This is a genomic window from Pseudarthrobacter woesei, assembly GCF_055412745.1.
The window spans coordinates 97502-121564 of the sequence record NZ_JBVAYU010000002.1 but is presented as its reverse complement, the minus strand read 5'-3'; the positions used below and the strand labels follow the sequence as shown (position 1 = coordinate 121564).

Annotated in this window: 18 protein-coding genes; 12 read left to right on the top strand and 6 right to left on the bottom strand. The window is 67.8% G+C overall.

The window, feature by feature from the left end:
* The first annotated feature begins 17 nt into the window (after positions 1 to 17).
* Positions 18 to 524: a 30S ribosomal protein S9 gene (rpsI, locus tag ACZYZE_RS03560; RefSeq protein ID WP_463906280.1), complete on the top strand. Its 507-nt coding sequence runs from the start codon at positions 18 to 20 to the stop codon at positions 522 to 524.
* A 183-nt stretch (positions 525 to 707) separates the two neighbouring features.
* Positions 708 to 2069: a phosphoglucosamine mutase gene (gene glmM, locus ACZYZE_RS03555; RefSeq protein WP_463906278.1), complete on the top strand. Its 1362-nt coding sequence runs from the start codon at positions 708 to 710 to the stop codon at positions 2067 to 2069.
* Positions 2070 to 2159: 90 nt separating this feature from the next.
* On the opposite strand, the gene mscL is transcribed toward glmM, so the two are convergent.
* The 3 genes from mscL to coaA form a co-directional block, all read right to left on the bottom strand.
* Positions 2160 to 2555 (bottom strand): large conductance mechanosensitive channel protein MscL, encoded by a 396-nt coding sequence (mscL, locus tag ACZYZE_RS03550; protein ID WP_463906276.1) that lies wholly within the window; start codon positions 2553 to 2555, stop codon positions 2160 to 2162.
* A 111-nt stretch (positions 2556 to 2666) separates the two neighbouring features.
* Positions 2667 to 3590 carry a M15 family metallopeptidase gene (locus tag ACZYZE_RS03545; protein ID WP_463906274.1) on the bottom strand — a complete coding sequence of 308 codons (924 nt, stop codon included), beginning with the start codon at positions 3588 to 3590 and terminating at the stop codon, positions 2667 to 2669.
* 5 nt (positions 3591 to 3595) lie between these two features.
* Complete coding sequence (gene coaA / locus ACZYZE_RS03540) at positions 3596 to 4621, bottom strand: type I pantothenate kinase (RefSeq protein WP_463906272.1); 1026 nt, start codon at positions 4619 to 4621, stop codon at positions 3596 to 3598.
* A 75-nt stretch (positions 4622 to 4696) separates the two neighbouring features.
* Between coaA and glmS the strand changes: the two genes are divergently transcribed.
* The 8 genes from glmS to ACZYZE_RS03500 all read left to right on the top strand — a co-directional run bounded on the left by glmS (position 4697) and on the right by ACZYZE_RS03500 (position 17445).
* Positions 4697 to 6589 (top strand): glutamine--fructose-6-phosphate transaminase (isomerizing), encoded by a 1893-nt coding sequence (gene glmS, locus ACZYZE_RS03535; protein WP_463906270.1) that lies wholly within the window; start codon positions 4697 to 4699, stop codon positions 6587 to 6589.
* 4 nt (positions 6590 to 6593) lie between these two features.
* On the top strand, positions 6594 to 6941 hold the full coding sequence (locus tag ACZYZE_RS03530) for a holo-ACP synthase (protein WP_459318102.1): 348 nt from the start codon (positions 6594 to 6596) through the stop codon (positions 6939 to 6941).
* A gap of 43 nt (positions 6942 to 6984) precedes the next feature.
* Positions 6985 to 8511: an NAD(P)H-hydrate epimerase gene (locus ACZYZE_RS03525; RefSeq protein ID WP_463906268.1), complete on the top strand. Its 1527-nt coding sequence runs from the start codon at positions 6985 to 6987 to the stop codon at positions 8509 to 8511.
* Positions 8512 to 8602: 91 nt separating this feature from the next.
* Positions 8603 to 10969, top strand: coding sequence for a glycogen debranching protein GlgX (glgX, locus tag ACZYZE_RS03520; RefSeq protein WP_463906267.1), 2367 nt, complete (start codon positions 8603 to 8605; stop codon positions 10967 to 10969).
* A complete protein-coding gene (treY, locus tag ACZYZE_RS03515) occupies positions 10966 to 13290 on the top strand; it encodes a malto-oligosyltrehalose synthase (RefSeq protein ID WP_459318099.1) in 2325 nt (774 codons plus the stop codon). The genes glgX and treY overlap by 4 nt, the downstream gene beginning before the upstream one ends.
* 40 nt (positions 13291 to 13330) lie before the next feature.
* Positions 13331 to 15136, top strand: coding sequence for a malto-oligosyltrehalose trehalohydrolase (gene treZ, locus ACZYZE_RS03510; RefSeq protein ID WP_463906263.1), 1806 nt, complete (start codon positions 13331 to 13333; stop codon positions 15134 to 15136).
* Between the two features lie 15 nt (positions 15137 to 15151).
* Entirely contained in the window at positions 15152 to 16189 is a 1038-nt protein-coding gene (gene mgrA / locus ACZYZE_RS03505; protein ID WP_463906261.1) for an L-glyceraldehyde 3-phosphate reductase, read from the top strand.
* Positions 16190 to 16359: 170 nt separating this feature from the next.
* A complete protein-coding gene (locus ACZYZE_RS03500) occupies positions 16360 to 17445 on the top strand; it encodes an inositol-3-phosphate synthase (protein ID WP_463906260.1) in 1086 nt (361 codons plus the stop codon).
* A 111-nt stretch (positions 17446 to 17556) separates the two neighbouring features.
* Here ACZYZE_RS03500 and ACZYZE_RS03495 read toward each other — a convergent pair whose 3' ends face one another.
* Both ACZYZE_RS03495 and mshA read right to left on the bottom strand, forming a co-directional pair.
* A complete protein-coding gene (locus ACZYZE_RS03495; protein WP_463906259.1) occupies positions 17557 to 19281 on the bottom strand; it encodes a formate--tetrahydrofolate ligase in 1725 nt (574 codons plus the stop codon).
* 59 nt (positions 19282 to 19340) lie between these two features.
* Positions 19341 to 20627 (bottom strand): D-inositol-3-phosphate glycosyltransferase, encoded by a 1287-nt coding sequence (gene mshA / locus ACZYZE_RS03490; protein ID WP_459317066.1) that lies wholly within the window; start codon positions 20625 to 20627, stop codon positions 19341 to 19343.
* A gap of 121 nt (positions 20628 to 20748) precedes the next feature.
* Here mshA and ACZYZE_RS03485 point away from each other — a divergent pair, with 121 nt between their 5' ends.
* Positions 20749 to 21285 (top strand): GNAT family N-acetyltransferase, encoded by a 537-nt coding sequence (locus ACZYZE_RS03485; protein ID WP_463906258.1) that lies wholly within the window; start codon positions 20749 to 20751, stop codon positions 21283 to 21285.
* A gap of 2 nt (positions 21286 to 21287) precedes the next feature.
* On the opposite strand, the gene ACZYZE_RS03480 is transcribed toward ACZYZE_RS03485, so the two are convergent.
* Entirely contained in the window at positions 21288 to 22688 is a 1401-nt protein-coding gene (locus tag ACZYZE_RS03480; protein WP_459317064.1) for a family 4 glycosyl hydrolase, read from the bottom strand.
* An 81-nt stretch (positions 22689 to 22769) separates the two neighbouring features.
* Between ACZYZE_RS03480 and ACZYZE_RS03475 the strand changes: the two genes are divergently transcribed.
* Positions 22770 to 23861, top strand: coding sequence for a carbohydrate kinase family protein (locus ACZYZE_RS03475; RefSeq protein WP_459317063.1), 1092 nt, complete (start codon positions 22770 to 22772; stop codon positions 23859 to 23861).
* Positions 23862 to 24063 lie beyond the last annotated feature (202 nt).

Below are 24063 nucleotides of genomic sequence, written 5' to 3'. Positions count from 1 at the left end.
TCTATACAAGGAGAATCGTGGCTCAGAACGAAGAGACCACCGAGGCCGTTGTGGCTGAGGAAAACCCGACCAGCTACACCTCGGAAAGCGGTCCTGCAGAAGCAGAAGCGCCCAAAAAGGAACGCCCGGCCCTCACGGTTGCCGGCGCGGCAGTTGGCCGTCGCAAGGAAGCCGTCGCACGCGTCCGCATCGTGCCCGGCACCGGCAAGTGGACCATCAACGGCCGCGAACTGGCCAACTACTTCCCGAACAAGCTGCACCAGCAGGACGTCAACGAGCCCTTCAAGATCCTCGATCTTGATGGTGCCTACGACGTCATGGCCCGCATCCACGGTGGTGGCATCTCCGGCCAGGCCGGTGCCCTGCGCCTCGGCATCTCCCGTTCACTGAACGAGATCGACACCGAGAACAACCGCGCCACCCTGAAGAAGGCCGGTTACCTGCGCCGTGACGCCCGCGTCATCGAGCGTAAGAAGGCTGGACTCAAGAAGGCCCGTAAGGCTCAGCAGTACTCCAAGCGCTAAAAAGCGCCTGCCCGGCAGACGGCCGCTGACGCGACCGCTTGCACGAAAGCCCGTTCCGCCCATTTTGGCGGGGCGGGCTTTCGCCGTTTAACCCCCTAGACGGCGCGCATTTACGGGGCACAGGGATGCCGGCACACGCCCGCGGGGCCGGATGTTCCTTCCTCATCGTCTAAACTTGATCTGATGTCGAGATTATTTGGAACAGATGGTGTCCGAGGTTTGGCGAACGGCCTGCTGACTGCCGAGCTGGCGTTGCAGCTGGCCCAGGCCGCCGCCGTTGTGCTGGGCCATGACCGCAATACCAACGGAACACGGCCGCGCGCCGTGGTTGCCCGCGACCCCCGCGCCAGCGGTGAGTTCCTGGCGGCTGCTGTGGAAGCCGGTCTTTCCAGCTCCGGGATCGACGTCTACGACGCCGGCGTGCTGCCCACCCCGGCGGCGGCCTACCTCGTGGCCGATCTGGACGCGGACTTCGGTGTGATGATCTCCGCGTCCCACAACCCGGCCCCGGACAACGGCATCAAGTTCTTCGCCCGCGGCGGCCAGAAGCTCCCTGACAACGTCGAGAACGCCATCGAAGAGCAGCTGGGCAAGGAGCCGTTCCGCCCCACCGGCGGCGACGTCGGCCGCATTCAGCGCTTCTCCGACGCCGAGGACCGCTACATCGTCCACCTGCTGGGCACGCTCCCGCACCGCCTCGACGGACTCAAGGTGGTCCTGGACTGCGCGCACGGAGCGGCCAGCGGCTGTTCCCCGCAGGTCTTCAAGGACGCCGGCGCGGATGTTGTTGTGATCGGTGCCGAGCCCGACGGCCTCAACATCAACGAAGGCGTCGGTTCCACGCACCTGGGGCCGCTGAAGCGCGCCGTCCTGGCGCAGGGGGCGGACCTGGGCATCGCCCACGACGGCGACGCGGACCGCTGCCTCGCCGTGGACCACGAAGGCAACGAAGTCGACGGCGACGAAATTATGGCCATCCTCGCCGTGGCGCTCAAGGCATCCGGGAAGCTCACGGACGATGTCCTGGTGGCCACCGTGATGAGCAACCTCGGACTCAAGATTGCACTGCGCGAGGCCGGCATCAGCCTCCGCGAGACCGGGGTAGGCGACCGCTACGTGCTGGAGGAAATGCGTGCAGGCGGCTTCAACCTCGGCGGCGAGCAGTCCGGCCATGTGATCTTTGCCGACCACGCGACCACCGGCGACGGCGTCCTCACCGGCCTCCAGATTGCAGCGCAGGTGGCCCTCACCGGACGTCCGCTGAAGGAGCTGGCCAAGGTGATGACCAAGCTCCCGCAGGTGCTTATCAACGTCAAGGGCGTTGACCGCACCAGGGTGAAGGGCGACGCGTCGGTGGCCGAAGCCGTCGTCCTCGCCGAGGCCGAACTCGGTGACACCGGACGGGTCCTGCTGCGGCCCTCCGGCACCGAGCCGGTGGTTCGCGTCATGGTGGAGGCGGCGGACCAAGAAACCGCCCAGTCCGTGGCCGAACGCCTGGCGCTGGTGGTCCGGACCGAACTGGCCCTGGCGCTCGTCTCCGACTGAGCTGACTGAACCGCACCTCAAACAGCAATGGCCCGTCTTCTGCCGGAGGCGGGCCATTGCTGTCGGGGCGGAGAACGTACTGGACCAGGCCTACTTCTGCAGCGCGTCGCGGATTTCGGTGAGGAGGGCGATCTGCGGGTCCTCGGCCGCCTCTTCCTTGACGTCCTGGTTGATGCCGAGCCGGCGGTTACGGCGTTCGATCATGTGGTTCATGGGCACCACGACGACGAAATAGATGGCGGCAGCGATGAGGAGGAAATTGACGATCGCCGTCAGAAACACTCCAAACTTGATGTCATTTCCGTTCAGGGTGACGACGGCAAAGCTGTCGAAGTTTGGCGCACCGGCCAGCCCGGCAATGAACGGCATAAGGACGCTCTGGACCAGGGCCGTGACCACGGCGCCAAACGCGGCGCCGATGACCACTGCGACGGCCAGGTCTACGACGTTGCCCTTTAGAATGAAGTTCTTGAATCCGGTCAGCATGATTCCAAGCTAGCGCAGGGGCATGAACACGCTGTGGCGCGGGGCCGGGCTCACGGTTCGTGTCGGCGGTGTGGCGCCGACCGTTTCGACGTTCCGGCCCGGGCAGGACCGCTACAGGTAGGCCGGTGCCGCTTCGAGTCCGAAATATTCCTCGAGTGTCGCAATGCCACGCTTCTGCATCTCCGTTGACGCGTCGACGCCGATGTAGCGCAGGTGCCAGGGCTCGTAGTAGTAGCCGGTGATGGGGTGGAACATCCAGGGATAGCGCACCACAAAGCCGAAGCGATGGGCGTTCGCCGTGGCCCAGACCGCTGCCGGCTGCTCGGCGAAGCAGGGCTGGAAGCTGCACGCGCCGCCGCCGTCGCCGATGTCGAAGGACCAGCCGGTCTGGTGTTCGGAGTGGCCGGGACGGGCGGATGCGGTGTCGGCCTCGGCCTGTCCCCGCGAGTTCACATAGTTGTTGTAGGTGACGGTCTGCGTCGCGAAGGACCGGTAGCCGCTGGCCAGGGTCATGATGATGCCGGCGGTGGCTGCGGCCGCAAACATCGCCTCCGCCGCTGCCGCCGTCGTGCTGTTCAGCAGGGCTGCCTCGCCGGAAACGGCGAGCCGGACGGACGGCCGGACCAAGTCCGCTGGTACATAGGCCGCGGGCGAGAGCGGCCGGTGCTTGTTGACCACTACCCAGGGGCTCGCCGGATCGGAAAGTGACTGCCGGGCCCCGGCCCCGGCGGCGGACGGTGCGGGGGCTGCCGGCAGGGTTTCCGGTGCAGCGGTCGCGGTGGCCGCCGGGACGGGCTCCGTCGAGGAGATGGCTGTGGCGGACGGCGCCGCCGTGCCGGGCTCCGACGTCGCCGTGGCGGCGACGGCGGCGGTCGACGGCGGCTGCACCGGTTCGGGAGTGCAGGCGGCCAGGGCGGCGAGACCGGAACCGGCGATCAGGAAGCGGCTAAACGTCCGGCGGCTCGGGGTCTGCCGGGGTGGGTCGTTATGGCGTGCCGGTCGAGTTTCGGCAGTCCCGGAACGGTCGTGGCACATCCGTGCTAGACCTTCCGCAGCAGCATGCGCCGGATCGAGTGGTCGGCATCCTTCGTGAGGACCAGCTGCGCCCGGCCGCGGGTGGGCAGGACGTTCTCTTCCAGGTTCGGTTCGTTGATGCGCTTCCAGATTTCGCGGGCGGTCTGCTCCGCCTCCGTGTCCGAGAGCGTGGCATAACGGTGGAAGTAGGACTCAGGCTGGGCGAACGCGGTAGTGCGAAGCTTGCGGAAGCGGTCCACGTACCACTCCTCGATGTAGGACGTTTTGGCATCAACATAGATGGAGAAATCGAAGAAGTCACTCAGGGCCAGGCCCTGCCGGCCGTCGTGTCGCGGGCGGGCCGGTGCCAGGACGTTCAGTCCTTCCACAATCAGCACGTCGGGGCGGCGCACCACGACTTCCTTGCCCGGGACGATGTCGTAAGTCACATGGGAGTACCAGGGGGCGCGGACTTCCTCGGCGCCGCCTTTGATTTCGCTCACAAAACGCAGCAGTGCGCGGCGGTCATACGACTCCGGAAATCCCTTGCGCTCCAGCAGCTGGCGGCGCTTGAGCTCGGCCAGGGGGTACAGGAATCCGTCCGTGGTGATGAGTTCCACGTTGGGGGTTCCGGGCCAGCGGCGCAGCATCTCGCGGAGGACACGGGCGATGGTGGACTTGCCCACGGCCACCGAACCGGCCACGCCGATCACGAACGGGGTGCGCTGGGTCTGCTCCCCGAGAAAGGTGGTGGTGGCCGCGTGCAGCTGCCCCGCGGCCTCCACATACAGGTGCAGGAGCCGGGACAGCGGCAGGTAGACCTCGCGGACTTCCTTCATGTCGAGGGGATCGCCGAGGCCGCGGAGCCGGAGCACATCCTCTTCATTCAGGGGCTGCTCCATCTGGGCAGCGAGCCGGGACCAGGTCTGCCGGTCCAGCTCCACGAACGGGGAGGCGCCGTCGCCGTTCGCTTCATTGCGTTGCAAAGTCACCCTAGAGATTCTGCCCTTCACGGGGCCAAGAGCGAAATGGGCCGGCCGGGGACGCCCCATCCGGGCGGGCGCAGGGGACCGTTACCGCCGCGCATCCTACGTCCGCCGTCCGGGAAACCCGCTAGGCTTATGTCCATGTGTGGAATCGTTGGATATGTGGGCCACTCAGCTGGCCGGGTAAATACTGGACACAATGCCTTGGACGTTGTCCTAGAAGGATTGCGGCGCCTGGAGTACCGCGGCTACGACTCAGCGGGTATCGCGGTCGTGGCTGACGGAACCATCTCGTCACGAAAGAAGTCGGGCAAGCTGCTCAACCTGATCGCGGAGCTGGAGGCCAACCCCCTGCCGGAGTCCCTGACCGGCATCGGTCACACCCGCTGGGCAACCCACGGCGGCCCGACGGACCAGAACGCGCACCCGCACCTCTCCGACGAGGGCAAGCTGGCCGTGATCCACAACGGCATTATCGAAAACTTCGCCGAGCTCAAACTGGAGCTCGTGCACAAGGGCGTGAAGTTCCTCTCCGAGACGGACACCGAAGTGGCAGCGGCCCTGCTGGGAGACATCTACCGGAACCAGCTGGGCGGCGACCGCTCCAAGGGTGGCCTGACGAAGGCCATGCAGCTTGCCTGCCAGCGCCTCGAGGGCGCCTTCACTCTCCTCGCCGTGCACGCCGACCAGCCCGACGTCGTTGTGGCGGCACGCCGCAACTCTCCGCTCGTCGTGGGCCTCGGCGACGGCGAGAACTTCCTCGGCTCCGACGTTTCCGGCTTCATCGACTACACGCGGCGCGCCGTCGAGCTGGGCCAGGACCAGATCGTCACCATCACCGCGGACACCGTGGAGATCACCGACTTCTATGGCGCCCCGGCCGAAGGCAAGGAATACCACGTCAACTGGGATCCGGCCTCGGCGGAAAAGGGCGGCTTCCCGTCCTTTATGGAAAAGGAAATCCACGACCAGCCCGACGCCGTACTGCAGACCCTGCTGGGCCGCTCCGACATCCACGGCAGGCTGACCCTGGACGAACTCCGGATCGATCCCGAACTGCTCAAGAGCGTCGACAAAATCATCGTCCTGGCCTGCGGCACCTCCGCCTATGCCGGACAGGTTGCCAAGTACGCGATCGAACACTGGTGCCGGATCCCCACCGAGGTGGAGCTCTCCCACGAATTCCGCTACCGGGATCCGATCGTTGACGAGAACACCCTGATTGTGTCCATCTCCCAGTCCGGCGAGACCATGGACACCCTCATGGCCGTCCGCTATGCCAAGGAACAGGGCGCCAAGACGGTCTCGATCTGCAACACCAACGGGTCCACGATTCCGCGTGAATCCGACGCGGTCCTCTACACCCACGCCGGCCCGGAAATCGCCGTCGCCTCCACCAAGGCCTTCCTCGCGCAGATTACCGCGGCCTACCTGCTGGGCCTGTACCTGGCACAGCTGCGCGGCAACAAGTTCCAGGGCGAGATCAAGGACATCCTGGCCGACCTGGGCAAAATCCCGGCCAAGATCCAGCAGATCCTCGACAACGAGGGCCAGATCAAGGCACTCGGCGAGTCCATGGCCGACGCCAAGTCGGTGCTGTTCCTGGGCCGCCACGTCGGGTTCCCGGTGGCGATGGAAGGCGCGCTCAAGCTCAAGGAGCTCGCCTACATCCACGCTGAGGGCTTCGCCGCCGGCGAGCTCAAGCACGGCCCGATCGCGCTGATCGAGGAGGGACAGCCCGTTTTCGTCGTCGTCCCTTCACCCCGCGGCAGGGATTCGCTGCACGCGAAGGTGGTCTCCAACATCCAGGAAGTCCGCGCCCGCGGCGCCATGACAATCGTGATCGCAGAAGAGGGCGACGAAGCGGTCAAGGCCTACGCCGAGCACGTTTTCTACATCCCGGAGTCACCCACGCTGCTGGCGCCCCTGCTCAGCACGGTCCCGTTGCAGATCTTCGCGCTCGCCCTCGCCTCCGCCAAGGGGTACGACGTGGACCAGCCTCGCAACCTGGCCAAGAGCGTGACCGTAGAATAGCGCCATGATTGTTGGCATTGGCGTAGACGTCGTAGACATTGAACGGTTCGGCCGGCAGCTGGAGCGCACCCCCGGGCTGCGCGACAGGCTGTTCGTCCCCGCCGAGCGCGAACTGAACACGCGGTCGCTGGCCGCACGGTTCGCCGCCAAGGAGGCCGTGGCCAAGGTGCTGGGGGCACCGGCCGGGATGAACTGGCAGGACTGCTGGATCGGACTGGACCAGAACGGTCCGACGGTCCAGATCAAGGGCACAGTGCTGGCCGTGGCGGAGGCCAAGGGCGTCAAGCGCTGGCACCTGTCGATAAGTCACGACGGCGGGATCGCCACCGCGACCGTCCTCGCCGAAGGCTGAGCAGTAACCTCCGCAGCAACTGCACCGCGAATGGACTGAAACGATGATCAGCGCCTACACCGGAACCCAGATACGCGAGACTGAAAGACTGCTTCTCGCGGCACGTCCGGGGCCCGGTGCGGGCGCTGTTCTGATGCAGCGGGCCGCCTACGGGCTGGCCAACGCCGTCGTCCGCGAACTGCACGGCCGCGGGGACCGCGTCTACGGTGCCAGCCTGACGGTGCTCGCCGGCAAAGGCAACAACGGCGGCGACGGGCTGTTCGCCGCCGCGCTGCTCGCCGGCCGGGGCATGCGGACGACGGCGGTACTCACCGCGGGCGAGGCCCACGAGGCCGGACTCGCGGCGTTTGAACGAGCCGGCGGCCGGGTGGTGCGGCTGACTCCGGAGAACGTCACCGAACTATCGGCGGCCGCGGCGCGGACCGACGTCGTGATGGACGCGGTCCTCGGAACCGGCGCCCAGGGCGGGCTCCGGGGCCCCGCCGCCGCGCTGATGGAACGGCTGGATCGTTCCCGCCCGGCGCTGGTGATCGCCTGTGACATCCCCAGCGGGGTCGACGCCGATACCGGCGAGGCCCACGCACCTGTGCTTGGCGCGGACCTGACGGTCACTTTTGGCGCAGCCAAGGCCGGCCTGCTGGCCGACCCCGGGGCGGATTACGCCGGACGTGTCCGGGTCATTCCGATCGGAATCGAAACGGCACTGCCGGTGCCTGCTCTGCGCCGGCTGGAGGCCGAAGACCTTGCCCTGCTGCTGCCGCGTCCGGCACGGCGCTCCCACAAGTACTCGCGCGGCGTGCTGGGCGTGGTGGCGGGCTCGCGGCGGTATCCCGGCGCGGCCGTGCTGGCCTGCAAGGGCGCCCTGGCGGCCGGCGCCGGCATGGTGCGGTACCTCGGCCCGCCGGAAGTCGCGGACCTCGTCCGCCGGGCCTGCCCCGAGGTGGTCTGCGGCCCGGAAAGCCCGGCGGAGACGCACGTCCAGGCCTGGCTGCTGGGCCCCGGTCTCGATGATGCCGCCCGTGAACAGCTGGACCGCGTCCGGGAGGCAGCAGCCACCGGGCTTCCGCTCGTGGCCGACGCCGGAGCGCTGCCGGCCCTGCCCCGCGTTCTCCCCCCGCACATGGTCCTGACGCCGCACGCCGGCGAACTGGCTGCCCTGCTGGCGCGGTACGGCGCAGAACCAGACCGCGCCGGAGTCGAAAACGCAACGTATACCGCCGTCGTGCAGGCAGCGTCACTGACCGGAGCCACAGTGCTGCTCAAGGGCGCCACGACCCTCGTGGCGGCTCCCTCGGGAACAGTTTTCAGCCAGGCAGAGGCAAGCCCCTGGATGGCCACGGCCGGCAGCGGGGATGTCCTGGCCGGCGTGCTCGGTGCGCTGCTGGCACAGCTTTCCGGAAGCGAGGCGGTGTTCACAGCCCACGGGATAGCGCGAACGGACCGGTGGGCGGCGATAGCCGCAATGGCCGCGAGCCTGCACGGCAGGGCAGGAAGCGCCGGATCGGCCGGCGGGCCGGTGGCCGCAACCGACATCGCAGAGTCCGTTCCGGAGGTCCTGCGGGGGCTGTAACGAAGAGGACACCCGGCGCCCCGACAGGGATGCTAACCCTACTTACCAGTAGTCTGTCTAAGAGATTGTCCGCAATGTACGAGGAGAACACATGGAAGTCTGGCCCGGAACGGCGTACCCGCTGGGAGCCACCTTTGACGGCACCGGCACCAACTTTGCCCTGTTCAGCGAACTGGCCGAGCGGGTGGAGCTCTGCATCCTCGCTGATGACTTGACCGAAACCCGGATCGAGCTGACCGAGGTGGACGGCTACGTGTGGCACTGCTACCTGCCGCACATCCAGCCCGGCCAGAAGTACGGCTACCGCGTTCATGGTCCGTACGAGCCGGAGCACGGGAACCGCTTCAACGCCAACAAGCTGCTGCTCGACCCCTATGCCAAGGCCATCCAGGGTCAGATCGACTGGGACCCGGCCCTCTTCTCCTACAACTTCGGCGACCCCGACTCGCGCAACGACGGCGACTCCGCGCCGCACACCATGCACGGCGTCGTCATTAACCCCTTCTTTGAATGGGACGGCGACCGCCAGCTGCGCATCCCGTACCACCAGTCGGTCATCTACGAGGCCCACGTCAAGGGCCTGACCGAATTGCACCCGGAAATCCCGGAGGACCAGCGCGGCACCTACGCCGGTGTGGCGCACCCCGCCGTGATCGAGCACCTCAAGAAGCTCGGCATCACCGCAATCGAGCTTATGCCCGTGCACCAGTTCATCAACGATGGCACCCTCGTGGAGAAGGGCCTCAACAACTACTGGGGCTACAACACCATCGGCTTCTTCGCCCCGCAGAACACCTACAGCTCCTCCGGCGACGTCGGGCACCAGGTCCAGGAGTTCAAGGCCATGGTCCGCGAGCTGCACAGGGCCGGCATCGAGGTGATCCTGGACGTGGTCTACAACCACACCGCGGAAGGCAACCACCTCGGCCCCACACTCTCCTTCAAGGGCATCGACAACCAGGCGTATTACCGCCTGGTCGACGACGACATGAAGCACTACATGGACTACACCGGTACCGGGAACTCGCTCAACGTCCGGCACCCGCACTCCCTGCAGCTGCTGATGGACTCCCTGCGCTACTGGGTGACGGAAATGCATGTCGACGGCTTCCGCTTCGACCTTGCCTCCACCCTGGCCCGCGAGTTCTACGATGTGGACAAGCTGTCCACCTTCTTCGAACTCATCCAGCAGGACCCGATTGTCTCCCAGGTCAAACTGATCGCAGAACCGTGGGACATCGGCCCCGGCGGCTACCAGGTGGGCAACTTCCCGCCGCAGTGGACCGAGTGGAACGGCAAGTACCGGGACACGGTCCGCGATTTCTGGCGCGGTGAGCCCTCCACCCTGGGCGAATTCGCCTCACGCCTGACCGGCTCGGCAGACCTGTACGAAAGCTCGGCGCGCCGGCCCGTCGCCTCCATCAACTTCGTCACCGCGCACGACGGCTTCACCATGCGCGACCTCGTCTCCTACAACGAGAAGCACAACGACGCCAACGGTGAAGGCAACAACGACGGCGAATCGCACAACCGCTCCTGGAACTGCGGCGAAGAAGGCGACAGCGACGACGACACCGTGCTGACCCTCCGCGCCCGCCAGCAGCGCAACTTCATCGCCACGCTCCTGCTCTCGCAGGGTGTCCCGATGCTCCTGCACGGCGACGAACTGGGCCGCACGCAACAGGGAAACAACAACACCTACTGCCAGGATTCCGACCTGAGCTGGGTGCACTGGGAAGCCATGGACCAGCCGCTGGTGGAGTTCACCGCCTTCGTCAACAAAATCCGCCGCGACCACCCCACCTTCCGGCGCAGCCGCTTCTTCGACGGCCGCCCGGTGCGCCGTGGCGAGGGCGAGAAGCTCCCCGACATCGTCTGGCTGAAAACGGACGGCACCGAAATGCTGCCGGAGGACTGGGGCAGCGGCTTCGGCCGGACCATCGGCGTGTTCTACAACGGCCACGGCATCCAGGAACAGGACTCCCGCGGGCGCCGGATCACCGACGACAGTTTCCTGCTTGGCTTCAACGCCCATGACGGCGACGTGGACTTTGCCCTGCCGGCCGAGGAGTACTCTCCGTTCTGGGACGTGCTCGTGGACACCGCGGACCAGACCGATACGGAAGAACCGCTCAAGGCCGGCTCCGTGGTGAAGCTGGCGGCCAAGTCGATGGTGGTGCTCCGGGCACATTCCGGCCCCGAAGTGGAGGTGGACTACTCCGCCGCCGCGTCGGTGGTCGCCATGGCCGAGCACGAGGAAGAGGACCCGGCCGCGGCTGCTGCCGCCGCCGAGGTCGAAGCCGCCGCTGCTGCCGCAGAGGCCGCCAAGATCGCCGCCGCGGAAGCCGCCGCCCAGGCCACTCCTGCGAAGGGCGCTGCCAAACGCCCTGCTGCCAAGGGGACCAGCGGGAAAAAGGCGGCTGAGAAACCGAAGACCCCGAAGGGATCCGCCTCATGAGGACCCCCGTCTCCACCTACCGGCTGCAGATCCGGCCCGGCTTCACCCTCCAGGATGCCGCCGAGACCGTGCCCTACCTGAAGTCGCTCGGCGTTGACTGGATCTACCTCTCGCCGATCCTGACCGCGGAGAAGGGCTCGGACCACGGTTACGACGTGACGGATCCCTCCGCGATTGACCCGGACCGCGGCGGGCCCGAGGGGCTCGCCGCGGCGTCCGCGGCCGCCCGGAAGGCCGGGATGGGAGTGCTCATCGACATCGTGCCCAACCACGTCGGCGTCGCCACCCCGGCCCAAAACCCGTGGTGGTGGTCGCTGCTGAAGGAAGGCCAGGGATCGCGCTACGCCCCGGCGTTCGACGTCGACTGGGACTTCGGCAAAGGCCGGATCCGGATCCCGGTGCTGGGGGACGATTCGGACGTCGACGCTCTGGAAATCAAGGACGGGGAGCTGCGCTACTACGACCACCGCTTCCCGCTCGCCGAAGGCAGCTACGCCGAGGGGGATGACCCGCGCGAGGTCCACGACCGTCAGCACTACGAACTGATCGGCTGGCGGCGTGCCGACGACGAACTGAACTACCGCAGGTTCTTCGCCGTCAACAGCCTGGCCGGCATCCGGGTGGAGCTTCCGGAAGTCTTCGATGAAGCGCACGCCGAGATCGTCCGCTGGTTCCGGGAAGGGCTGGCTGACGGACTCCGCATCGACCACCCGGACGGGCTGGCCGATCCGGAAGGGTACCTGCGCCGGCTGCGCGAGGTCACGGGCGGCAGCTACCTGCTGATCGAGAAGATCCTCGAGCCGGGGGAGGAGCTCCCGGCTGGCTTCGACTGCGACGGGACCACCGGCTACGACGCCCTTGCGGACGTGGACCGGCTCTTCGTCGACCCCGCGGGGCAGAACGCGCTCGACGCGCTCGATATCGGGCTGCGCGGCGGGGCAGCGGACTACGAGGACATGATCCGCGGCACCAAGCGGCGGGTGACCGACGGTATCCTGCATTCGGAGATGCTCCGGCTGGCGCGGCTGGTGCCCGCCGGCACGGGTCTCAGCGTCGACCAGGCCGCCGATGCCCTGTCCGAGATCATCGCTGCCTTCCCGGTCTACCGCAGCTACCTGCCCGAGGGCGCGGACGTCCTGAAGGAAGCCTGCGAGCTCGCCGTCCGCCGCCGTCCCGAACTTGGCGGCGCCGTCGGGCTGCTGCTGCCGCTGCTGCTCGACGCCGGCCTGGAGCCGGGCGCCGAGCTGGGACGCCGCTTCCAGCAGACCTCCGGCATGGTCATGGCAAAGGGCGTGGAGGACACCGCGTTCTTCCGCTACACCCGGCTGGGGACCCTGACGGAGGTCGGGGCCGATCCCACCGAGTTCTCCGTCCCGCCGGAGGAATTCCACGCCCGGATGGCCCGCCGCCAGGCCGAACTCCCGCTGTCCATGACCACGCTCAGCACCCATGACACGAAGCGCAGCGAGGACACCCGGGCCCGGATCTCCGTGCTCGCCGAGCTTCCCGCCGAATGGAAAGCCGCCCTGACGAGGGTGCAGGACCTGGCGCCGCTGCCCGACGGGCCACTCGCCAACCTCTTGTGGCAGGCCATTGCCGGAGCCTGGCCCGCAGACCGCGAACGGCTGCAGTCGTTCGCCCGGAAAGCGGCCCGCGAGGCCGGAAACTCGACCGACTGGCTGGACCCGGACGCCGCCTTCGAGGAGAAGCTGGCCGCCGCCGTCGACGCGGCCTTTGACAACCCTGAAGTCCGCGCGGAACTGGACTCCCTCGTTGCCCTGCTGGAACCCTACGGGGCTGCCAACTCGCTCGGCGCCAAGCTGGTCCAGCTGACCATGCCGGGGGTCCCCGATGTTTACCAGGGCACCGAGTTCTGGGACCGTTCGCTGACCGATCCGGACAACCGCAGGCCGTTCGACGTCGGTGCACGCCGTGAGGCCCTGGCCGCCCTCGACGCCGGCGAGCGTCCGGCATCATTCACGGCGGACGCGGCAAAACTGCTGGTCACCTCGCGGGCGCTCCGCCTGCGCCGGGACCGCCCGGAGCTGTTCACCGGCTACACCCCGGTCCGGACCTCCGGTGTGGCCGCGGCGCACCTGCTTGCCTTTGACCGGGGCGGAGCAGGAGGGGCCGGCGCCGTGACGCTTGCCACCCGGCTGCCGCGCGGACTCGAACTGCAGGGCGGCTGGCAGGACACCGCCGTCGACCTTTCCACGGCGATGACGGACCAGCTGACGGGCGCCACCTATGGCCCCGGCCCGGTGGGCGTGGCCGACATCCTGCGCGACTATCCGGTGGCCCTGCTGATGCCCGCTGCCTAAGCACTCCTTGAAGAACCGACATGGGGAACGGAAGAATGCCATGACCTTGCCTGCACACGGAACCGAACGATTCGATCTCTGGGCGCCGGACGCTGAGTCAGTGACGCTGCTCGCCGACGGACGGAAGTACCCGATGAGCCGGCTCAGCGGAGGTGACCGCCACGCCGCCGGTGGTGGACGCCACACCGGTGGCGGCCGCGACGGCTGGTGGACGGCCGCCGGAGCCCCGGCTTCCGGTGAGGTGGCCTACGGCTACCTCCTGGACGGGGACACCACACCGCTGCCGGACCCCCGGTCCCGGCGGCAGCCCGAGGGCGTGCACTCGCTGTCGCGGACGTTCGACGCCGGCAGCCACGACTGGGCTGACGGGCAGTGGAAGGGACGCGGGCTGCAGGGCGCCGTGATCTACGAGCTGCACCTGGGGACCTTCACCCCGGAGGGGACGCTGGACGCGGCCATCGGGAAGCTCGGCTACCTGTCGGATCTTGGCATTGATTTTGTGGAGCTGCTCCCGGTCAACGGCTTCAACGGCACCCACAACTGGGGCTACGACGGCGTCCTCTGGTACGCCGTGCACGAGGGCTACGGCGGTCCCGCAGCGTACCAGCGCTTCGTGGACGCCGCCCACGCCGCCGGGCTGGGCGTCATCCAGGACGTTGTCTACAACCACCTCGGACCCAGCGGAAACTACCTCCCGCGCTTCGGGCCGTACCTGAAGCCGGGGGAGGGCAACACCTGGGGCGACTCCGTCAACCTCGACGGCCCCGGCTCCGACGTCGTGCGCAACTACATCCTGGACAACTCCGCCATGTGGCTCCGCGACTATCACGTGGACGGGCTGCGGCTCGACGCCGTGCACGCCTTCAAGGACGAGCGGGCCGTCCACCTCCTGGAGGAGTTCGGTGCCCTGGCGGATGAGATCTCCGCCGAAACCGGACGCCCCGCCACGATGATCGCCGAGTCGGACCTCAACGATCCCCGGCTGCTGTACCCCCGGGATGTCAACGGCTACGGCCTGGCCGGACAGTGGAGCGATGACTTCCACCACGCGGTCCACGTCAACGTCAGCGGCGAGGCCACCGGCTACTACGCCGACTTCGAATCGCTCGAGGCCCTGGCCAAGGTCCTGGTTGACGGGTTCTTCCACGACGGCGGCTACTCCAGCTTCCGCGGGCGGCACCACGGCCGGCCCATCAACACCGACATCGTCCACCCGGCAGCGCTGGTGGTCTGCAGCCAGAACCACGACCAGATCGGCAACCGGGCCACCGGCGACCGGCTGTCCCAGACGATGGGGTACGGGCAGCTGGCGCTTGCCGCCGTCGCGACCCTGACTGCACCGTTCACGCCGATGCTGTTCATGGGCGAGGAATACGGCGCGAGGACGCCCTGGCAGTTCTTCACCTCGCACCCGGAGCCGGAGCTCGGCAAGGCCACGGCCGAGGGCCGGATCAGGGAGTTTGAACGGATGGGCTGGGACCCCGCGGTCGTCCCCGACCCGCAGGACCCAGGCACGTTCACGCGTTCCAAGCTCAACTGGGCCGAAGCCGCCGAGGGGGACCACGCCCGGCTGCTGGAGTTGTACCGGCGGCTGATCGCGCTGCGGCGCTCGACCCCGGAGCTCGCGGGGCTCGGCTTCGAGGACACGGCAGTTGCATTCAGCGAGGCCGACGGCTGGCTCCGCCTCCGCCGCGGCAGCGTGGAGGTCGCCATGAACTTCTCCGCCAGACCGAACCGGCTCGCCGTTGGGGGCGCATCGATCGCACTGGCGACGGACGACGTCGTGCGGCTCACTGCCGGACAGCTTGACCTTCCCGGCCACAGTGCCGCCATCATCTCGAAATAGGACAGGATAGTACGTATGACTTATGTTGCAGCAGAAACCCGATATGACTCCATGCCGTACCGCCGCGTGGGCCGCAGCGGGCTGAAGCTCCCCGCCATTTCGCTGGGCCTGTGGCACAACTTCGGGGACGACAAGCCGTTCGAAACGCAGCGCGCCATCCTGCGCCGCGCCTTCGACCTCGGCGTCAACCACTTCGACCTCGCCAACAACTATGGGCCGGAGGCCGGTTCGGCCGAGACCAACTTCGGCCGCCACCTCAAGGACGATTTTGCGCCCTACCGGGACGAGCTCATCATCTCCACCAAGGCCGGCTACAACATGTGGCCGGGCCCGTTCGGCGAATGGGGTTCCCGCAAGTACCTGCTCGCCAGCCTGGACCAGTCGCTGAACCGGATGGGCCTGGACTACGTGGACATCTTCTACAGCCACCGCCCGGACCCGGAAACGCCGATGGAAGAGACCATGGGCGCCCTGGACCACGCCGTCCGCTCCGGGAAGGCCCTGTACGCGGGCATCTCCTCCTACACCCCGGAACAGACCCTCGAGGCCGCCCGGATCCTCAAGGAGCTCGGCACCTCGCTGCTGATCCACCAGCCCAGCTACTCCATGCTGAACCGCTGGACCGAAAACGGCAGCCCCAACCTGTACGAGGCGCTCGAGCAGGTCGGCGCCGGTTCCATCGCGTTCTCGCCGCTGGCCCAGGGCATGCTGACGGACCGCTACCTCAACGGCATTCCGGCCGATTCCCGTGCCGCCCAGGACAAGTCCCTGGACGAGTCGATGATCACGGACGAGAACCTGGAGCGCGTGCGGGGCCTGCGCCGGATTGCCGAGGGCCGCGGGCAGTCGCTCGCGCAGCTGGCGATCGCCTGGATCCTGCGCGAGCAGGTCAGGGGTGCCTCGGTGACCTCCGCGCTGGTCGGCGCGTCCAGCGTCCGCCAGCTCGAAGACACCCTGTCCGCCGTCAACAACCTCGACTTCACCGCAGGGGAGCTGACGGCGATCGACGAGTTCGCCGTCGAGTCCGACATCAATTTGTGGGCCCAGAAGTAGCCTGCTTCGCCCGCGAGTAATACAGACGGTGCGGCGGCGGGGAACAACTTAAGTCCCCGCGCCGTTGACTAGAATGCTAAGGGCGCCGTACGGCGCCGTGTCCGCTGCCGCCGTCGTGCATCAGAGTACTACCGCGCCGGGCACATGAAGTTTGTTCTCAAAGGAGTTCCGTGTCTTCACATCCGATTCGTGTTGCAATCGTCGGCGTAGGTAACTGTGCCACCTCGCTGGTCCAGGGCGTCCAGTACTACAAGGATGCTGATCCCCAGGCCACGATCCCGGGTCTGATGCACGTGGAGTTCGGCAAATACCACGTCAATGATGTGCAGTTTGTTGCCGCTTTCGACGTCGATGCCAAGAAGGTCGGCCAGGACCTGGCCGACGCCATCCTGGCCAGCGAAAACAACACCATCAAGATCGCCGACGTTCCGCCGACGGGCGTCACCGTCCAGCGCGGTCCGACCCTCGACGGGCTCGGCAAGTACTACCTCGAGACCATCGAGCAGTCCACGGACGAGCCGGTGGACGTCGTCCAGGTCCTCAAGGACACCCAGGTGGACGTTATGGTCTGCTACCTGCCGGTCGGTTCGCAGGAAGCCGCCGAGTTCTACGCCCAGTGCGCGATCGACGCCGGAGTCGGGTTCGTCAACGCGCTGCCCGTCTTCATCGCCGGCACCAAGGCGTGGGCGGACAAGTTCACCGCCGCCGGCGTCCCGATCGTGGGCGATGATATCAAGAGCCAGATCGGTGCGACCATCACGCACCGCGTCATGGCCAAGCTGTTCGAGGACCGCGGCGTCACCCTGGACCGCACCTACCAGCTGAACGTCGGAGGCAACATGGACTTCAAGAACATGCTGGAACGGGACCGACTCGAATCCAAGAAGATCTCCAAGACCCAGGCCGTCACGTCCAACGTGGAAGCCGTGCTGGCCGCGAAAGACGTCCACATCGGCCCGTCGGACTACGTCCAGTGGCTCGATGACCGCAAGTGGGCCTTTGTGCGCCTCGAGGGCCGCAACTTCGGTGATGCCCCGGTGTCGCTGGAATACAAGCTGGAGGTCTGGGACTCGCCCAACTCCGCCGGCGTGATCATCGACGCCATCCGTGCCGCCAAAATCGGCCTGGACCGCGGCATCGGCGGCCCGCTGCTCTCGGCCTCGAGCTACTTCATGAAGTCCCCGCCGGAGCAGTTCAACGACGACCTTGCCCGTGAAAAGGTCGAGGCCTTCATCCGCGGAGACCTCGAGCGCTAACCAGCTCCTGCCCCGGACTCCGACGCTCCCGCACCGCACACTGCAACGCGGGGTCACTTACGGCCCATATTCCCCCTCGGGATGGGCCGTAAGTGACCCCGCGTTGCTGTTTTAGAAGAGGCCGACGGGATTGCCGTCGGCGTCGACGTCCATACGCATGGCGGCCGGGACCCTGGGCAGGCCCGGCATCGTCATGACCGCGCCGGTGAGGGCCACAATGAAGCCCGCCCCGGTCTTGGGGATCAAGTCCCGGACGTGGACAGTGAATCCCTTGGGTGCGCCGAGCCTGGTGGCGTCGTCGCTGAAGGAGTACTGGGTTTTCGCCATGCACACCGGGAAACCCGACCAGCCGTTTTTCTCGATCTCCACGAGCCGCTTGAGCGCCGGCACCGAGAAGTCCACGCCGTCGGCACCGTAGACCTCCTGCACGATCGTGCGGATCTTGTCCTCCACCGACATCTCCAGCGGGTACAGGTGCCGGAAGGTATGCGGCGCGTCGATGGCCGCGGCAACCTTGGCCGCCAGTTCATCGCCGCCATCGCCGCCCCCTCCGCGTCCCCAGACATCCGCCACGGCCGCCTGGACACCCTCGGCCGCGCACCACTCCAGCAGCCAGTCCAGCTCCTCCGGGGTGTCGGCGGCGAATTTGTTGATCGCCACCACCGGCGTGATGCCGAACTTCTCCACGTTCCGGACGTGCCGCCGGAGGTTCGCGACGCCGGCGGCCAGCGCCTCCGCGTTGGGCTCCTTGAGCCGGTCCTTCGCCACGCCGCCGTGCATCTTGAGGGCCCGGATTGTTGCCACCAGGACGACGGCGGACGGTGCGACGTCGGCCACCCGGGCCTTGATGTCCATAAACTTCTCGGCCCCCAGATCGGCTCCGAAGCCGGCCTCGGTGACGACGATGTCCGCGAGGCCGCGGGCGGTCTGGGTGGCGATCAGGGAGTTGCAGCCGTGCGCGATGTTGGCGAACGGGCCGCCGTGGACCAGTGCCGGAGTTCCCGCGATGGTCTGCACGAGGTTGGGCTTGATAGCGTCCTTGAGCAGCATCGTCAGGGCTCCCTGGACGCCAAGATCTGCGACGGTGACCGGCTGCCGGTCGTAGGTGTAGCCGAAGGTGATCCGGCCCAGGCGTTCCCTGAGGTCGGCGAGGCCCGTGGCGAGGCAGAACACGGCCATAATCTCGGAGGCCACGGTGATGTCGAAGCCGTCCTGCCGCGGAATGCCCTGCGCCGGGCCGCCCAGGCCAATCACGACCTCCCGGAGGGACCGGTCGTTCATGTCCAGCACGCGCTTGAAGGTCATCCGGCGCGGGTCGATGTTCAGCTCGTTGCCCTGGAAGATGTGGTTGTCCACTAGCGCCATCAGGGCGTTGTTCGCCGACGTGACGGCGTGGAAATCGCCGGTGAAGTGCAGATTGATTTCGTCCATCGGCAGCACCTGGGAGTAGCCGCCGCCGGTGGCGCCGCCCTTCATGCCCAGGATGGGGCCCAGCGAGGGTTCGCGCAGCGCGATCATCACGTTGTGGCCGGCCCGGGCCAGGGAGTCGGCCAGCCCCACCGTAGTGGTGGACTTGCCCTCGCCGGCGGGCGTCGGTGACATCGCGGAGACCAGTACCACTTTGCCCGGTGCCCGGTTCGCGGCCGTGAGCTTCCCCGGATCGATCTTGGCCTTGTACCGGCCGTAGAACTCCAGCGCATCGGCGTTGATGCCGGCCGCGGCCGCGATTTCCTCGATCGGCCGCATCGTGGCCCGCTGTGCGATCTCCAGATCGCTGAGCGGAGCGTTCGAGGCGGTGGCCCAGGTGGGGCCTTCGGGAATCGTAGGGTCAGACATCGTTGTCCTTCGGCTCGTGGCGTCGGTGGGTGTTCCGGCCGTTGATTGCCGGCCGGGTGTTACCGGCCGGTTGCCCCGGCTGCGGGTATGTGGCCCACCGGGACGGTCAGGTTTCCAAAGTACTGGCTCAGGGCCGTGTGATAGCTCTCCAGGGTAATCGCGGCGGTTCGTTGCCAGCCGAATTCCTGTGCGTGCAGGGAGGCAGCCCGGCCCATATCCTCGCGGGTAGCAGGGTCGTCGTACAGGGCCTCGAGGGCGTCGGCCCAGTCGCCGGCCTTGTGGCCTTCCACTAACAGGCCGGTGCGCCCGTCGAAAATCGCGCGGGACAGCCCGCCCACCCTGGTGGCAACCACGGGTGTCCCGCAGGCCTGCGCCTCGAGGGCCACGAGGCCGAAGGATTCGCTGTAGGAGGGCATCACCACGACGTCGGCCGAACGGTACCAGCCGGCGAGCTTCGGTGCGCTCACCGGCGAGTGGTGCGTGACGACGTCGTCCATTCCGGCGGAACTGATGAGCGACTTCAGGTCAAAGTCCTTGGCCCCGCTCAGGGCGCCCAGAATGGTCAGCTGCAGGTCGATGTCCGGGCGGCGGGCCCGAAGCAGGGCGGCCGCCTTGATGAGGATCTGGGGGCCCTTGAGCCGCTGGATCCGGCCGGCGAACAGCAGATGGAACCTGCCCGGCGGCACCCCGTGGGCGGCCCTGGAGCGGCTGCGGAAGGCCGGGGCGAAGATGGTCAGGTCCACGCCGGGCGGCGCCACATCGATGTGGTCGTTGTCCGCGTTGTAGTGCGACACGAGTTCGGCGGCTTCCGTGCCGGTGTTGGCGATCAGCCGGGTGGCGCCGTCGACGATCCGCTGCTCGCCGTCCTCGCGGCGGCGCGGCTCCGGCTGCTCACCGGATTCCAGCAGCAGGTTTTTCACCTTGGCCATGGTGTGCATCGTGTGCACGAGCGGCACCCCCCACAGCCTGGCGAGCTCCAGCCCGGCCACGCCGGACACCCAGTAGTGCGAATGGATCGCGTCGTAGCGGCCATGCGGCTGGAGCTGGCGGATCCTGTCAATCTCGGCCACCATGCTGTGCAGCAGCCCCGGCAGCTCTTCCTTGGGCAGCTTCCGCGGCGGGCCGGCCAGGACGTTGTGGACGCACACACCAGGGGCGGGATGTTCGACGGCGGCCTGCCCGGCGGCGGTGGACCGGGTGAAAATCTCCACCTCGACGCCGGTCTCCGCGAGGGCCGCAGCCAGCGCGCGGATGTACACGTTCATGCCCCCGGCGTCGCCCGAACCCGGCTGCTCCATGGGCGAGGTGTGGAGGGAGAGGAAGGCGACACGGCGGATCAGTGACATCCTGCTCCTCTCCTTTCCTGTTCAACACCTGAACGTGGATTCGATAAAACACTACTCCTGAAGTGCGGGCGGGTTCACCGGACGGCTTTGCCCGACGGCGGCGGCTGCTAACGTGGCCGCTGTGAGCGCACGCACAGAAACTGGGTCCCTGACGGCCGGCTGGGATATCCGGGAGGCCACGGCACTGGACTGGCTCGCGATTTGGGGGATCCTTGAGCCCGTCATCCGGGCGGGGGAGACCTTCACCTGGGACCGCGACACCACCGAAGCGCAGGCCCGCGAACGGTGGTTCAAGCAGGCGCCGGGACGGACGTTCGTCGCCGTCGGCCGCGGGGACCTCGACGGCGTCGTGCTGGGCACCGGCGAGCTGCACTCCAACCAGGGCGGCGCGGGAAGCCACGTGGCCAACGCCGGCTACATGGTCCACCCGGCCCACGCGGGCAAGGGCGTGGCCCGCGCACTCTGCGCCTACTCCCTTGATGCCGCGCGCCGGGCCGGTTTCCGCGCGATGCAGTTTAACGCCGTGGTGGAAAGCAACGTCCGGGCCGTCGCGGCATGGCAGGGCCTGGGCTTCGAGGTACTCGCCACCATACCTGAGGCGTTCCACCACCCGCGCCTGGGCTATGTGGGCCTGCACGTGATGTACCGCGCGCTGTAGCCCTACGCTTCGCGCCAAAGCTGCAACAGGTCCGGGAATGCGGCCTCGTAACCGGTGAGCAGCTTCCCGCCGAGGACTTCCGAATCAACGAGGGGATGCCGGGCAAAGGCTGCCCGGGCCGCTTCCCTCCGACCGGCCCCCGTCGCCAGCCCGGGCGAGGCCGCCTGAACGACGAGCCGCTCCACGTCCTTGACCCGCCGCATCAGCGCCAGTTCCGCCGCCGCCGGGCGAACCTGCGGCAGCGGCACGACGCCGTCCGGCGTCACCCGGCACGGCACCTCGACGACGGCGTCCGCGGGCAGCCCCGGGATCGCGGCGCCCGCCGCGTCCGCAAGCGTGTTGGGTGTATTGAGGATCAGCTCCGCCCCGCCGCCACCGGCGAGGGCGCGCATGACCGCCAGGGCGACGCGTTCATAGCCGCCGCCGGCCAGGTCCGTCTCGTCCCGGCGCTCGCCGGCAGGCCGGGCCTCAGCCAGATAGCCTTCCTCACGGGACCTCCGCGCAGCGTCCCAGAGCCCGTAGGCCTCCGGACCCGCCGCCGCGAGCCGCGGGTAGAGCTCCGCCTGCTGCCGGTCGATCGACTCCCCACGGGTCTGGGGGGAGGAACGGATGCCGGCCAGGGCTCGCGCGGTTTCGTAGTAGTAGTAGAGGTATTCGTTCGGCAGGCAGGCCAGCCCGGCCAGGAAAGGCTGCGGAAACAGCCGGCCCTCCTCGAAGCCGGCGAGGGCGCCGGCATCCGCCAACAGGCCGGGCAGCAGATCCCGTCCGCCGGACTCCAGCTTGTACAGCCAGCCGAGGTGGTTGAGGCCGTAGTAGCCCACGCCGTCGAGCCTTCCCTCGGGCAGTTCGACGCCGGCGGCCCGCGCCGCGCGGTGCACGAGCCCGCTGGCGGAATCACAGATGCCGATCACTTTGGAGCCGAGCATCGGGGTCAGCGCCTCGGTGACCATGCCGGCCGGATTGCTGAAGTTCAGCAGCCACGCATCCGGGCAGCGGCGGCGCATCTCCGCGGCGAGTTCAAGCATCGGGGGGATCGACCGCAGCGCGTAGGAGATGCCTCCGGCGCCCGTGGTCTCCTGGCCGAGGAGCCCCAGACCCAGGGCCACCCGCTCGTCGGCGATGCGGCCGGCGGTGCCGCCTGGCCGGATCGCGGCAAACACCAGGTCTGTGCCGTCGAGGGCTTCGGGCAGGGACGTGGTGGCCCGGACCGCAGGGAGGTGGCCGCCGGACGTCGGGGTCCGCCCCGCAAAGGCGGCCAGGACCGCCTCGATGGCGGCCAGCCGGCCGGCGTCGACGTCGTACAGCACCAGTTCACGGACGAGCCCGGCGAAGGGCCCGGCGCAAAGTGCACGGTAGACCAGCGGTACCCGGAATCCACCGCCGCCGGCAATCATAAGCCGCATGCCGACAGTCTATTCATTGTGGCTCATCCGGGCCGCGAGCACGCCTTTCCAGCAGTACCGGGACGGCGTAGTGTGCCATACATGGACGCGATTCCGACGCGGCGATTTGATCCGCTTTCCTCCGTCCGGACCCCGGCGGCGGAAGGCTTTGACCTGCTCCTGACCGGGACCGTGTTCCAGGACATCATCTTCACCGGGCTCCCGCACCCTCCCGTTGCCGGAACAGAAATCTGGAGCGAGGGAATGGGCAGCTGCCCCGGCGGCGTGGCCAACCAGGCCATCGCGGCTGCCCGGCTGGGCCTGCGGACCGGGCTGGCCGCCGCCTTCGGCGATGACGGTTACGGTGACTACAACTGGAAGATCTTGGCCGGGCAGGAACACGTGGATCTGTCGCTGTCCCGTCGCATCCCCGGCTGGCACTCGCCCGTCACGGTCTCACTGAGCGTTGAGCAGGACCGGTCCATGGTGACGCACGGCCATCCTGCCCCCGTGAGCTCTACGGAACTGATCGGCTGCCCGCCGCCCGCGCTCGCCGCCGTCGCTGGCCTTGATGAGGAAATGGAGCCGTGGGTCCTCGATGCGCATAAGGCCGGAGTCCGGCTGTTCGGCGACGTCGGCTGGGACCCTACCGGGGTGTGGGCGCCCGCCCGGCTGGACAACCTGCAGTACTTTCACGCCTTTATGCCCAACCAGCGCGAGGCGATGGCGTTCACCGGGCGCGACAATCCGTGGTCTGCGCTTTACTCGCTCGCAGACAAGGTGCCTGTGGCGGTGGTGACCCTGGGCCCGCAGGGTGCCATGGCCGTGGACTCCGAAACAGGTGAAGAAGAGTGGGTGCCGTCCCTTCCCGTCTCGGCCTTTGACCCGACCGGGGCGGGGGACTGCTTCGGCGCCGCTTTCATCGTCGGTTGCCTGGCCGGCTGGCCGCTGGGGGACAGGCTGCGGTTCGCCAACCTGTGCGCGGCACTGGCCGTGCAGGAGGTCGGCGGCTCGCTGGCCGCACCGGGCTGGGGCGATATTGCCGACTGGTGGCAGCGCGCCAACGCCCGGAAAGAACGGCAGGGCAGCCAGTGGCTCCGGCGCTATTGTTTCCTGGAAGAGATCATCCGCGACGTGCCGCTGGAGGCCCAGCGGAGGGCTACCGCGACCATCGCGCACCTTTCGGACGCGTAGTCGTCCCGCGCCCCCCGGCTTTAGCGCCATTGGACATGCCCTCCGCCCGGGTGTCGGCCGCGAATCTGGTTGCCGTTGGGCATGTCCTCCGCCGGGGCCGTGGCCTGGACATGATTCCGTTGTGTCCGCTCCTGGGTGCGAACAATGGACATGCCCTCCGCCCGGGTGTCGGCCCCGAATCTGGTTGCCGTTGGACATGCCC

Bases quoted from the DNA above. Each gene is read 5' to 3' on its own strand.
- coaA (WP_463906272.1), bottom strand. From the start codon at position 4,621: ATGGGGCGTCCCCGGCCGGCCCATTTCGCTCTTGGCCCCGTGAAGGGC.
- glmS (WP_463906270.1), top strand. From the start codon at position 4,697: ATGTGTGGAATCGTTGGATATGTGGGCCACTCAGCTGGCCGGGTAAAT.
- ACZYZE_RS03545 (WP_463906274.1), bottom strand. From the start codon at position 3,590: ATGTGCCACGACCGTTCCGGGACTGCCGAAACTCGACCGGCACGCCAT.
- mshA (WP_459317066.1), bottom strand. From the start codon at position 20,627: ATGTCACTGATCCGCCGTGTCGCCTTCCTCTCCCTCCACACCTCGCCC.
- ACZYZE_RS03530 (WP_459318102.1), top strand. From the start codon at position 6,594: ATGATTGTTGGCATTGGCGTAGACGTCGTAGACATTGAACGGTTCGGC.
- mgrA (WP_463906261.1), top strand. From the start codon at position 15,152: ATGACTTATGTTGCAGCAGAAACCCGATATGACTCCATGCCGTACCGC.
- treZ (WP_463906263.1), top strand. From the start codon at position 13,331: ATGACCTTGCCTGCACACGGAACCGAACGATTCGATCTCTGGGCGCCG.
- mscL (WP_463906276.1), bottom strand. From the start codon at position 2,555: ATGCTGACCGGATTCAAGAACTTCATTCTAAAGGGCAACGTCGTAGAC.
- ACZYZE_RS03525 (WP_463906268.1), top strand. From the start codon at position 6,985: ATGATCAGCGCCTACACCGGAACCCAGATACGCGAGACTGAAAGACTG.
- ACZYZE_RS03475 (WP_459317063.1), top strand. From the start codon at position 22,770: ATGGACGCGATTCCGACGCGGCGATTTGATCCGCTTTCCTCCGTCCGG.
- glgX (WP_463906267.1), top strand. From the start codon at position 8,603: ATGGAAGTCTGGCCCGGAACGGCGTACCCGCTGGGAGCCACCTTTGAC.
- glmM (WP_463906278.1), top strand. From the start codon at position 708: ATGTCGAGATTATTTGGAACAGATGGTGTCCGAGGTTTGGCGAACGGC.
- ACZYZE_RS03495 (WP_463906259.1), bottom strand. From the start codon at position 19,281: ATGTCTGACCCTACGATTCCCGAAGGCCCCACCTGGGCCACCGCCTCG.
- ACZYZE_RS03480 (WP_459317064.1), bottom strand. From the start codon at position 22,688: ATGCGGCTTATGATTGCCGGCGGCGGTGGATTCCGGGTACCGCTGGTC.
- treY (WP_459318099.1), top strand. From the start codon at position 10,966: ATGAGGACCCCCGTCTCCACCTACCGGCTGCAGATCCGGCCCGGCTTC.